Source organism: Bacteroides muris (ex Afrizal et al. 2022), assembly GCF_004793475.1.
In the GTDB taxonomy this organism is placed as follows: Bacteria; Bacteroidota; Bacteroidia; order Bacteroidales; family Bacteroidaceae; genus Bacteroides; species Bacteroides muris.
In genome coordinates, this window is the sequence record NZ_SRYZ01000004.1 from 23,730 (window position 1) to 36,681 (window position 12,952).

A 12,952-nucleotide genomic window follows, 5' to 3' on the forward strand; every position below is an offset into this window, starting at 1 on the left:
TATTAAAACGGTCACAAAGATAGTGTAAACCTTCTTAAAAACACATATCTTAGTTATAAAAACAATGCAAATTGCATAGAATCTTCTCTGGATGTATTATAATGATTAGAGTATATTGAGATTCCATATACTTTAATATTTATTTTTGCCCTTCTTACAACAACTAAGCATGGGTGATTCATATATGAATATTTAAAATATTTTTTTTATTATATGCTTTTATAATAAAAAGTTGTATATCTTTGCGCTGCAATTAATATAATGTAGACAAACCTGATGGATTTATTGATAGATGGAATAAAAACATTTGTTAACATTAAACAATCACTTTTATGTTGAAACGACTAAAAACAGTCAGTATGATGCTGTTCTTTTTGAGTACTTCTGCAGGAACAGCGTATGCAGTAGCTGATTACGGTATGGACAATGTACTGATGACTCAGCAGAGTGGTACGTGTACGGGTGTGGTAAAAGACATGGCCGGTGAAACCGTTATCGGAGCGTCGGTAGTGGTAAAAGGAACTACCGTGGGTACCATTACGGGAATTGACGGGGATTTCTCTATCCCCAATGTGAAGAAGGGAGACGTTATCCAGATTTCTTTTGTGGGATACCGCACACAGGAGGTGGTATGGAACGGTACTCCGTTGAACATTGTGCTTGAGGACGATTCGCAGGCACTCGAAGAGGTAGTTGTAGTGGGTTACGGCAGCCAGCGCAAGGTAAATGTGACAGGTGCTGTAGCTATGGTAGATGCCAAAGCGATTGCTTCCCGTCCGGTGGCTAATGCTTCGCAGGCTTTGCAGGGCGTGGTGCCGGGATTGAACTTGACGGTGGGCAACAGCGGTGGTTCGCTGGATGGCCGTCTGAGCATCAATATCCGTGGTACGGGTACGATTGGCGACGGTTCTTCTTCTGGTCCGTTGATTTTGATTGACGGTATCGAAGGTGACTTGAACACGGTGAATCCGAATGATATTGAATCGGTATCCGTATTGAAGGATGCCGCTTCGGCTTCTATTTACGGTGCGCGTGCTTCGTTTGGTGTGATTCTGGTTACTACGAAGAGCGGTAAGAGCGGTAAAACGAATGTGAGCTATTCCGGTAACGTGCGTTTCAGCAATGCCATCGGATTGCCGGATGTGATGGATTCTTATAAGTTCGCGCAGTACTTTAACCGTGCCAACAGCAATCGAGGCGGTGGAGCTATCTTCTCAGATGCAGTGATGGAGCGTATCAAGCAGTATCAGGAAGGTACTTTGAAGGCTACTACCGTGGACAACGGTTCAGGTATCTGGCAAAAGTGGTCCAATGCCAATGGCAATACCGACTGGATGGACGAATTCTTTGGCGGATGGGCACCTTCGCACGAGCATAATGTGAGTATCAACGGTGGTTCGGAAAAGACGCAGTTCATGATGAGCGGCAGTTTCCTGGACCAGGACGGTTTGATTAACCATGGCTCGGACAACTTCCAGCGCTATACGCTGAATGCGAAGATTTCTACTGCGGTGACAGATTGGTTCAAGGTGACTCTGAATACTAAATGGACGCGCGAGGATTTCAATCGTCCGACGTACCTGACCGGTCAATTCTTCCACAATCTGGCGCGTAAATGGCCTGTACATCCGGCTTACGACCCGAACGGATTCCCGATGGATGAAGGCGAAGTGGAACAAATGGAGAACGGCGGTAAGCAGAACAGCCAGAAGGACTTTTTCACCAACCAGTTGAACATGATATTCGAACCTATCAAGAACTGGAAAATCAACTTGGAGGGAAGTGTGCGCACTACCACGCAATACCAGCACTGGGAAGTGCTTCCGGTACAGGCCTATGACGTGGAAGGAAATCCTTATTATACCGTATGGGACATGGGATATGGTGGTTATTCTGCGGGTTCTTCGCGCGTGAACGAATATTCTTGGAAAGAGAATTACTATACCACTAATATCTATTCGGACTACTTTAAGCAATTTGACAATGGGCATTACTTCAAGGTAATGGCAGGTTTCAATGCCGAACTTTATAAAACGAGAAACATCTCGGCCCAGAAGAATACATTGATTTCGCCCAATGTACCGACCTTGGATACAGCTACCGAAGACCCGACTGCCAGTGGAGGTTATGACCATACTTCCGTGGCTGGTTTCTTCGGCCGTATCAACTGGAGCTACAAAGACCGTTATATGTTCGAGGCCAATGGCCGTTACGACGGTTCGGCCCGTTTTGTAGGAGACAAGCAGTGGGGATTCTTCCCGTCGTTCTCGGCAGGTTGGAACATTGCCAATGAGGCATTCTTCCAGGATGTGGCCGAAAAGATAGAGCTGGGCAGCCTGAAGTTAAGAGCTTCTTGGGGACAGTTGGGTAACGTGAACACTAAAGACCCGTGGCATCCTTTTGCACAGTCGATGCCTAATGGCAGCAATTACGGTTGGCTGGTGAACGGAAGCCGTCCGAACTATGCTTCTAATCCGGGAATGGTGAGCGCCGCCCTTACTTGGGAAACGGTGGAAACACTGGACTTCGGTTTGGATTGGTCGTTCCTGAGCAATCGTTTGACAGGTTCGTTCGACTACTTCGTGCGTAAGACAAAGGACATGGTAGGTCCTGCTCCCGAACTGTCGAATGCTTTGGGAACTTCTGTTCCGAAGGTGAACAACTGCGATATGAAATCCTATGGATGGGAATTGGAACTGGGCTGGAGAGACCGCATAGGCGAATTCTCGTACGGAGCGAAGCTGGTACTGTCTGACGACCGTCAGAAGATTACCCGCTATCCCAACGAATCCATGAGCATCGGTTCTTATTACAATGGCAGAATGCTGGGTGACATTTGGGGATATACCACTATCGGTATAGCTCAGACTCAGGAAGAGATGGATGCACATCTTGCCAAGGTAGACCAATCTGCTTTGGGTAGTGGCTGGGGAGCCGGCGATATCATGTATGCCGATTTGGACGGCGACGGCAAAATCAGCAGCGGTTCTTCCAAACTGGGTGATACGGGTGATTATCAGATTATCGGTAACAACACACCCCGCTATAAATTTGGTCTGACACTGGATGCGGCTTACAAAGGTTTTGATTTCCGCGTATTCTTCCAGGGTATTGGAAAACGTGACCTGTGGTTGACGGGTAACTACTTCTGGGGTGCCAATGCACAAGGTAACGAATGGCAGGCTGCCGGTTTCGAGGAACACTGGGACTTCTGGCGTCCGGAAGGCGACCCCTTGGGAGCCAACCTGAATGCTTACTATCCGAAAGTGAACTTCAGTGGCGGCAGAAACACACAGACGCAGACACGTTACCTGCAGAATGGTGCTTACTTGCGTATGAAGAACATCCAGTTGGGATATACTTTCCCGCAGAGATGGATACAGAAGGCAGGCATGACCGGACTTCGTCTGTATGTATCGGCCGACAACCTGCTTACTTTCACCAGTCTGTCCGACATCTTTGACCCTGAAGCTACGGGCGACTTGGCAGGATCTGGTTCGGGTAAGTTGTATCCTTTGCAGAGAGTTGTATCAATTGGTGTAAACGTTAATTTTTAAAGACTGAGAATTATGAGACTTAAGAATATAGTAGTTCAGGCTTGTGCCATGGTAGGAGGAGCGCTTATGTTCTCTTCTTGCACAGATTATTTGGACAGAGAGCCACTGTCATCGGTCACTCCCGATGCCTATTTTACGACAACCGACCATTTTGCCGCTTATTCCATCAGCCAATACAATAGTTTGTTTTCTACACATGGCGGCTATGGCATGGGAATCGGTGCGGGCGACGGCAGCACGGACAATGCAGTGTCAGGTGGTTACAGTGCCACTTATTATGAGGAAGGATACTGGCGAGTGCCCAATACGGGTGGCGGTTGGAGTTTTTCGTTGATTCGTTATTGCAACTACTTTTTCGAGCAGGCTGTGCCTAAGTTCGAGGCAGGTCAGGTGTCGGGCAATGCGGCTGACATCAGACATTATATAGGCGAGATGTACTTCTTGCGTGCCATGGTTTACTTCAATTACCTGAAATCTTTCGGTGACTATCCTATCATTACGGAAGTGTTGCCGGACGACAAGGCGGTAATGATGGAGAAGGCGGTGCGCCAGCCCCGTAACAAAGTGGCGCGTTTCATTCTGGAAGATTTGGACAATGCGATTGAACGCTTGCATGAGTGGGGCTTTGCGGGAAATAACCGCATCAACAAGCAAGTGGCTCTGCTTCTGAAGTCGCGTGTGGCATTATACGAGGCTACATTCGAGAAGTACCATAAGGGAACGGGCCGTGTGCCGGGCGACGAAACCTGGCCGGGCCGGAGGGTGCATACTGGTTTCAGCCTGAACGTGGACGAGGAAGTGAACTTCTTCCTGAGAGAGGCGATGGATGCTGCGGAGCAAGTGGCGGATGTGGTGACGCTGACCCCTAACTCGGGCACGCTGGAGCCGCCCACAATCACGACGGTTTCGGGATGGAATCCTTACTTCGAATTGTTTGCTTCGGAAGACTTGAGCGATAATAGCGAGGTGCTGATGTGGAGAGAATATGCTAAGTCGGGTTCGTTTACCATTGCACATGGTGCGCCGGCATGGGTACAATCCGGCAGTAACCACGGGTTGTTGAAGAGCTATGTGGAGAGTTTCTTGATGACCGACGGTATGCCTTGGTATGCGGCTACTAGTGTGGCTCCGTATGAGGGCGACGAAACGCTGGACAAAGTGAAGGCGAACCGCGACGAGCGTTTGCAGCTGTTTATGTTTGGCGAGAGCAATTTCTTGCCTTTCCACTCGCAGCAGAGTGCGCAGGGCGAGCAGTACTTCCGCCCACATCCGGTATCAAACCGTCAGGAGATGCAAGATCGCACGGGCTATCGTTTGCGCAAGTATGCCAGCTTCGACCAGGCTCAGAATGTATGGGGAAAGGCCGAATCGACCACAGGCTGCATTGTCTTCCGTGGTGTGGAGGCTTACTTGAACTATATAGAGGCTTCTTATTTGCTGAATGGCAACATCAACTCGAAGGCATCTCAGTATTGGAGAGCCATTCGTAATCGTGCAGGCGTGGATGCGGACTTCGAGAAGACGATTGCCGCCACGGATATGAGCAAGGAGACGGACTGGGGAAAGATGTCGGGTGGACAACTGGTGGATGCTACTCTGCTGAACATCCGTCGTGAACGTCGTTGCGAGTTTATCGGTGAGAACATGCGTTGGAGCGACCTGGTTCGCTGGCGTTCATTCGACCACATGCTGACGGAGAGATGGGTGCCCGAGGGCTGCAACTTCTGGACGAAAATGCACGAATATTGCAATCACGATGAGAATGGAGCTGAAGTGAATTACAGCTATACGGGGGTAGAGGGTGCGAATATCTCTGATCCGAAGTATAAATATCTGCGTCCTTACTCTATTATGAAGGATAATAATCCGGTGTATGAAGGGTATATTTGGGCGAAGGCCAACTATTTGTCTCCTGTACCTATCCGCGAGATGGAGTTGCTGTCACCGGATGAGACGGTGGGTAACTCGGTGCTGTATCAGAATCCTTATTGGCCCGAGACTGTGAACGGAACGGCTATTGAGTAGTCCGGATCGGATGACAATAAAAATAATGAGGGCTTTTATACACCCTCGTTAAGTTTAGACATAATAATTTAATTGAAAAGGCAAGGGAGCTCGTGAGAGTTTCCTTGCCTTTTTGCTGACATGGGGGGCACAGCTCTTTCATTTAAGGGATTATGTCTTTCGTATCATAAAAATGCGTACCTTAGCGACAAAAATCAGAACACTAATGAATAGAATCTTTCATGCGCGCATTGCTATGGGGCAGTATTTGTTCCTCATCTTGATAGGTATTCTCACCGTCTATATGCTTTGGAGCAAGCTTTCGCTGCCGGCTGCTCTTTTCATGCTTTGGCTGGTGGTTATCATTGAGAAGCTTATCCATACCACCTATACCGTAACGCCCGACGGGAAGTTGATGCTGTCCTTCGGCCGTTTTTCCAGGAGCAAGGAAATTCTGATAAAAGACATCGCTTCCGTGGAGCGTGCTTCTTCCATGCAGATAGGACGGTTTGCAGTGATACGCTATGTGCTCGTGAAATATGGCGAGGGCAAGTGTGCAGTGCTTCTTCCCGTCAAAGAGGAGGAGTTTATCCGGTTGCTGGAGGAACGGAGGAGGGGGGAGCGATAGTGTGTGCTCCTATCGTGAACGCTTTATTTTCCCGAGGGGAGAATTCCGTTTGACAGACACTGGCATTTGTCAATTTTACAAAGAACCGTGGTTTTCCGATGCATTCTCCGAAAGAAAAAACTGTTCTTTTTTGTCGGAGAATACGGGTTTTGTTAACTTGCGCACAAATTAATCACTAACCATTGATTGACCTATGAAATACCAAGTTGCCATTATCGGCGGAGGTCCTGCGGGATATACTGCTGCCGAAGCTGCCGGAAAGGCAGGACTGAGTGTCGTACTGTTTGAAAAGCAAAGTCTTGGTGGAGTATGCCTGAACGAAGGGTGTATTCCCACCAAGACTTTATTGTATTCTGCCAAGACATACGATGGGGCACGTCATGCCTCGAAGTATGCGGTGAGTGTATCGGAGGTAGCCTTCGATTTGCCCAAGATTATAGCCCGCAAGCAGAAGGTGGTGCGCAAGCTGGTACTTGGCGTGAAGGGCAAGCTTGCCGCCTGTGGCGTGTCGATTGTCAGCGGTGAAGCCACGGTAGCGGACAAGAATCATGTGGAGTGCGGCGGAGAAACCTACGAATGCGAGAACCTGCTGCTCTGTACCGGTTCCGAAACCTTTGTCCCTGCCATTCCCGGCATAGACAAGGTGCCTTACTGGACCTACCGTGACGCGCTGGACAACAAGGAACTGCCTGCCTCGCTTGCCATCATCGGCGGCGGTGTCATCGGTATGGAGTTCGCCTCTTTCTTCAACAGCCTGGGAGTGCAGGTAACTGTCGTCGAGATGCTGGACGAGATACTGGGAGGCGGTATGGACCGCGAGCTGGCGGGGATGCTCCGTGCAGAGTATGCCAAGCGGGGAATCAAGTTCATGTTGAGTACAAAAGTGGTATCTGTCATGCCGGATGCTGCCGAAGCTTCTTCCCTTATCCGGGTGAATTATGAAACAGCCGACGGTCCCGGTTCCGTCGTTGCCGAACGGCTTCTGATGAGCGTGGGCCGCCGTCCGGTAATGAAAGGCTTCGGCCTGGAGAATCTGGGCTTGGAAAGAACGGAGCGCGGAAATGTCTTTGTCAACGGACAGATGCAGACTTCAGTTCCCGGAGTATATGCCTGCGGCGACCTGACGGGCTATTCCTTGCTGGCACATACAGCCGTCCGCGAGGCGGAAGTAGCCATACATTCCATCATCGGCAAGAAGGATGCCATGAGCTACCGTGCCATCCCCGGCGTGGTATATACCAATCCCGAAATAGCCGGTGTAGGCGAGACGGAAGAGTCCCTGCAGAAGAAAGGCGTAGCCTACCGTGCCGTGAAGCTGCCGATGGCGTACAGTGGCCGTTTCGTCGCCGAGAACGAAGGTGTGAACGGCGTCTGCAAGTTGCTGCTGGGCAGTGACGATACCGTATTGGGGGCACATGTCTTGGGTAATCCCGCTTCCGAAATCATCACGCTGGCAGGCATGGCCATCGAGTTGGGGCTGACTGCCGATGAGTGGAAAAAGATTGTCTTTCCGCACCCCACGGTGGGAGAAATATTCAAGGAGGCATTATAGAGTCCATGACTGTTGTCTCATATAAACATAAAAGATGAAGACTGTAAAGCTAATCACCTGCGACAGGCCGCATCTCCGGGCACTGAGCATTGGGAGTATGTATGCAGCAAGTGCGGCACTCGTTTTGAGAAGCCGGTGGCGAAAGGAACAGTTGAAGAATAATCAGGTGTACTTATGAAAAGGATTTTGTTGCAGTTAATTTTATCCGTCTGCCTGCTGCCTTTGTGGGCTCAAGAGGCGGTAGCTCCGGTGAAGCCGCTCTCTGCGCGGATTGATGCGTTGATAGAACACAAACTTCCCGCAGGTTCCAACGTGGCGATTTCGGTCTATGACCTGACTGCCGGAAAGTCCTTGTACGGCTATCAGGCGGACAAGCTTTCCCGTCCCGCTTCCACCATGAAGCTGCTGACCACCATTACCGCACTTGCCCGCCCCGAAGCCGACGAGCCGTTCCGTACGGAAGTGTGGTACCGGGGAACCATAGAGCGCGATACCTTGCAGGGGGATATGTATGTGATAGGCGGTTTCGATCCGGAGTTTGATGAAGAGGCATTGGATTCCCTGGTGGCTGCCGTGGCCCGCTTTCCCTTCTCTGTCATCAAAGGAAAGGTGTATGGCGATGTCTCCATGAAAGACTCCTTGTACTGGGGAAGTGGCTGGCTGTGGGACGATACGCCCTATTCCTTCCAACCCTACCTCTCACCGCTGATGCTGAATAAAGGAGTGGTGACGGTCACCGCCACATCCGGCGAACGGGGCGACAGCGCACACCTTGAATGTACTCCCGTCTCTTCCTATTATACACTGACGAACAAGACCCAAAGCCGTACCCCTTCTGCCGGACGCTTCCGTGTGGGGCGCGACTGGCTGGTGAACGGGAACAACATCACCGTGGCGGGCAACGTCGATGCCCGCCGTACAGGTACGGTCAATATCTTCTCTTCTCAGGACTTCTTCATGCACACCTTTATGGAACGCTTGCAGGCACGAGGCATCCGGTGCATTCCGACGGCAGGAGCAGAATCTGAAGCTTTTGAAACGGTGGTGAAGCCCTCTGCCGTAGCCTCTTCTTACCTCTTCGGCGAGTTCCGCCGAGACAGCCTCTCCGTGCGGATGGCGTTCTACGAAACTCCCGTGCAGGATGTGGTGAGACAGATAATGAAGGAGAGCGATAACCTCAATGCCGAAGCCATGCTGTGCCGGTTGGGTGTGCAGAGCAGCGGAAAGAAGCGTGTCTCTGCCGAGGACGGGCTTTCTGCCGTCCGTATGCTGATAAAGAAGCTGGGGCATAATCCCGACCGATATAACTTGGCGGACGGTTGCGGCCTTTCCAATTACAACTACATTTCTCCGGAGCTTTTGGTTTCCTTCCTCAGATACGCCTACTCGCGTACTGATGTATTCCGGAAACTCTATAAGGCTTTGCCCATCGGTGGAGTGGACGGTACGCTGGAGTTTCGCATGAAGAAGGGCACCCCTTCCCATAGGAACGTACATGCCAAGACGGGTTCCTTTACTGCCGTCAACTGCCTGGCCGGTTACCTTAAGGCCCGCAACGGACACGAAATAGCCTTTGCCGTCATGAACCAGAATGCACTGTCGGGCAGGGAAGCACGCGCTTTTCAGGATGCGGTGTGTGATGAGGTGATACGTTGAGGTTTAGCCATTGTAAAGTTGACCTTTAGTGTCGTAAAGTTAAGGTTTGGCTTCCTAAAGCAGACCTTTACAAAGTGTGCCCCAAGCGTGGGGGGAGGAAATCACTCCTCCTTCGTATTGCGGTAGCGTGCCGGAGACATGTACGTTTACTTTTCCATGACCGAAAACCAGTTGCTTGCCCTGACTCGCCAGTACGGAAGCGTGGACGAGGCGTTGAAGAACATGCCTCAAGCGGAACTGAGACTGAATGACAATTCCGTCTATGACAAGAAAGGTACCATCGAGTCCATCAGCGGTGTCATCGACCGCCAGACGGGTACGGTAGTGGCACGCGTGGTCTTTCCCAACGAATCGCGCCTGCTCCATAGCGGGGCGTCGGGCACGGTGGTGGTGCCTACCATTTACAGGAACTGTATCGTGGTTCCGCAAGAAGCCACCATACAGTTGCAGGACAAGACGGTAGTATACAAGGTAGTGGATGGCAAAGCCGTTTCCGTCTTGATTACCGTGGCAGGAATAAATGACGGACGCGAATACGTGGTGCTGGACGGACTGAAAGTCGGTGACGAGATTGTATCCGCCGGTGCCGGACTACTGCGCGAAGGGACGCAAGTGAAATGATGATTGCTATTTATCAACTATCAATGATGGATTAAGATGAAAGGAAATATATTTATAAAACGGCCGGTGATGGCTTTCTCCATCTCCGTACTGATTCTGGTGATAGGGCTCATTTCGCTCTTTACGCTGCCGGTGGAACAGTATCCTGATATTGCACCTCCCACGGTGTACGTCAGTGCCAACTACACCGGTGCCGATGCCGAAGCCGTACTGAACAGCGTCATCATGCCGCTGGAGGAGAGTATCAACGGTGTGGAGAGCATGATGTACATCAGCTCTACCGCCACTAATGCCGGCTCTGCCACCATACAAGTTTATTTCAAGCAGGGTACGGACCCCGACATGGCTGCGGTAAACGTACAGAACCGTGTAGCCAAGGCACAGGGATTGCTGCCTGCCGAGGTGACGAAAATCGGTGTGACTACCCAGAAGCGACAGACCAGCTTCCTGCAAATCGGCGCTTTGGTAAGCACCGACGGGCGCTACAACCAGACGTTCCTTGCCAATTACCTAGACATCAACGTGATTCCGCAAATCAAGCGTATCGAGGGTGTGGGTGATGTAATGGAGCTGGGCGATACCTACAGTATGCGTATCTGGCTGAAACCGGAACGCATGGCGCAGTATGGACTGGTTCCTTCGGACGTGACCGCCGTATTGGGCGAGCAGAACATCGAGGCACCGACCGGTTCGCTGGGCGGGAGTGCGGGCTGGATCAATTCTGCCGGTTCAATGATTGTGAATCCCGGCAAGTTCCTGGCTTCGGCAGTGGGCTCGCTGACGCAGTCGCTCTTTGCCCGCGGGCAGGTCATTGCGCAGTACCGCATAGCCCGTGCCCGGCAGGAGGAGGCTTCCCTTGTCTTCCGGCAGACATTGCTCAACGCACAACTGGCACAGACGGCCAACCGATTTTCTGAAATACAAAGCCTGATTAACCTCTACAAGGCGTTAGGGGGAGGTCAGGAATAGAGTGTCATCATACTACTCTCTCTGCATCTTCACTTTAAATGTGAAGGAAGGGCTGTCCGGGAAGTGATTCCGGGGCAGCCCGCTTTTGTAGGTGGTGATTCCAATTTCAAACCATCTATTTTCTCGTGAGAAAGAACGATTCTTTGATGTACATTCTCTTTTTTCGATATTATTATATAATTTCGCTTAAAAGTTTAATCAAATTAATGATATGGTATATTTAATTAGATTGAAACTCGTAATTTTGAAAGCTTTGCCGCAAATAGCACAATGTTTGAGCATTAAAGTTACAGATTTGATTGAAAAACGTGGAGAATGATTATTATGAACCAAGAATTGATAAATAAGATTTCAGATTACGTAGAAAAAAACGTAGGTGAGTTTCATGCTGCAAGAATAGCAAAACTACAAAAGATAAATCTTAAGGAATTGCTTTCACGTAAGAATCCATATATGTTCAAGGCGAAGAATATTGTTACTGCAGGGGCTATGGTAGAGAATCTGGCCTCTGTTTATATGTCTTCTGCCGAAGAAAGCATATTTGGGAACTGGATGGAAGGCATTGCACATTTTGTGGCAGAAACTGTTTATTCAGGCTATAAATCTTCTGCAGAGGGGATTGATCTTGAATTTGATAAGGAGGGGGTACACTATTTTGTATCTGTCAAGTCCGGTCCGTCATGGAGCAACTCAACTTCGATGAAAAAGCAAAAAGAGCAATTTGTTAAGGCTGTAAAAGTGTTCAACACAAGCCGTAAGGCTGTAGCAACCATGTGTGTTGAGGGATGTTGTTATGGAAATGACAACAAAACATATAACGATAGTACCCATGAGAAGTACTGCGGTGAAAAATTTTGGGCTCTTATATCCGGTGAACCTACGTTGTTTATTGATATCATTGAACCACTTGGATATAAAGCCAAGGAGAAGAATGAAGAATATTTTAAGGCATATGGGCGAATGATAAACAAGTTTACTCAGGAGTTTATTAAGGATTATTGTAGCGATAATGGCGATATAGACTGGAATAAAATAGTTAGGCTTAATGCTGCTATCAAATCATTAAAACCAACAAAGAACTAAGTTTATGTTTTTTTTCTTCTTTAACGAACCAGACGAAAAGAATGTAACAAGATACGAGAGTGTGTCCGAAGCCACTTTATCCATCATACAAGACATGATGGATAAAGTCATGGATAGAGTTCTGGTATCAGATCCTTTCGTCACTGAGAAGCATCGTGCTAATAAGCCTCTATATGCTGCCCTTGTACCTGATGAAATATTTAAGGGGTCACATTTTGAGCGTAGATTTGTTACTCCTTTTGGCTCTGCATGGGAGAAACTTGCGGTTGCTGTTGGGAAAGTATACCATGGACATTGCATAAAAGGATGTACTATAGAAGGAAGTGTTGGTGAGGAAAGCCTCCGAAGAATTCAAGAAGTGCTGAATAGGCTGGAGCATGGCTTTGATGGAAAAAAGAGATTGAAGCCAAGCTGGAATGAAGAATTGACGTATATTCTGGAAGGTGGAGGGGAACCAATACCCGTAAGCGTAACCTGTGATATTTTAATTAAGAGCGAAAGAACTGGTAAGAATTATGCATTCGAGTTGAAAGGTCCTTTGCCCAACAGTGATCAGACTAAAGTCAGCAAAGAGAAAATGTTTAAACTACTTGCCATGGAGGGGCATCCTATAGATGAAACATTTTATACTCTCCCCTATAACCCTTATGGTAAAAAAGAAAACTACAACTGGTCTTTTCCTAACCGATGGTTCAACATGAAGGAAGACAAATCGGTACTTATTGGTGAGGAACTATGGGATTTTATAGGCGGTGCAGGAACTTACCAAAACTTTATTAAAGAGATTAATAAGCTGGGCAAGCATTACAAAGAAAGAATATATAGAGAATTCTTGGGAATTGAACCACCCGAAGGATTTGATAAAGACACATTGAAATAATA

The 12,952-nt window shown here is 48.9% G+C and carries 7 protein-coding genes and 2 pseudogenes; all 9 read left to right on the plus strand.

Annotated elements, in window-relative coordinates:
- Positions 1 to 332: 332 nt before the first annotated feature.
- Positions 333 to 3,557 (plus strand): SusC/RagA family TonB-linked outer membrane protein, encoded by a 3,225-nt coding sequence (locus E5355_RS03030; protein WP_168354267.1) that lies wholly within the window; start codon positions 333 to 335, stop codon positions 3,555 to 3,557.
- A 12-nt stretch (positions 3,558 to 3,569) separates the two neighbouring features.
- Positions 3,570 to 5,582, plus strand: coding sequence for a RagB/SusD family nutrient uptake outer membrane protein (locus E5355_RS03035; protein ID WP_136009136.1), 2,013 nt, complete (start codon positions 3,570 to 3,572; stop codon positions 5,580 to 5,582).
- A gap of 205 nt (positions 5,583 to 5,787) precedes the next feature.
- Complete coding sequence (locus E5355_RS03040) at positions 5,788 to 6,189, plus strand: PH domain-containing protein (RefSeq protein WP_136009137.1); 402 nt, start codon at positions 5,788 to 5,790, stop codon at positions 6,187 to 6,189.
- 193 nt (positions 6,190 to 6,382) lie between these two features.
- Positions 6,383 to 7,741, plus strand: coding sequence for a dihydrolipoyl dehydrogenase (gene lpdA / locus E5355_RS03045; RefSeq protein WP_136009138.1), 1,359 nt, complete (start codon positions 6,383 to 6,385; stop codon positions 7,739 to 7,741).
- Positions 7,742 to 7,915: 174 nt separating this feature from the next.
- On the plus strand, positions 7,916 to 9,397 hold the full coding sequence (gene dacB, locus E5355_RS03055; RefSeq protein ID WP_136009139.1) for a D-alanyl-D-alanine carboxypeptidase/D-alanyl-D-alanine-endopeptidase: 1,482 nt from the start codon (positions 7,916 to 7,918) through the stop codon (positions 9,395 to 9,397).
- Positions 9,398 to 9,532: 135 nt separating this feature from the next.
- A pseudogene (locus E5355_RS03060) lies at positions 9,533 to 10,018 on the plus strand (efflux RND transporter periplasmic adaptor subunit); the annotation flags it as partial.
- 36 nt (positions 10,019 to 10,054) lie between these two features.
- Positions 10,055 to 10,726 (plus strand): annotated as a pseudogene (locus tag E5355_RS03065) (efflux RND transporter permease subunit); the annotation flags it as partial.
- 576 nt (positions 10,727 to 11,302) lie between these two features.
- Positions 11,303 to 12,070 carry a PmeII family type II restriction endonuclease gene (locus E5355_RS03070; protein WP_210434512.1) on the plus strand — a complete coding sequence of 256 codons (768 nt, stop codon included), beginning with the start codon at positions 11,303 to 11,305 and terminating at the stop codon, positions 12,068 to 12,070.
- 4 nt (positions 12,071 to 12,074) lie between these two features.
- Entirely contained in the window at positions 12,075 to 12,950 is an 876-nt protein-coding gene (locus tag E5355_RS03075; protein ID WP_136009140.1) for a TdeIII family type II restriction endonuclease, read from the plus strand.
- Positions 12,951 to 12,952: the final 2 nt, after the last annotated feature.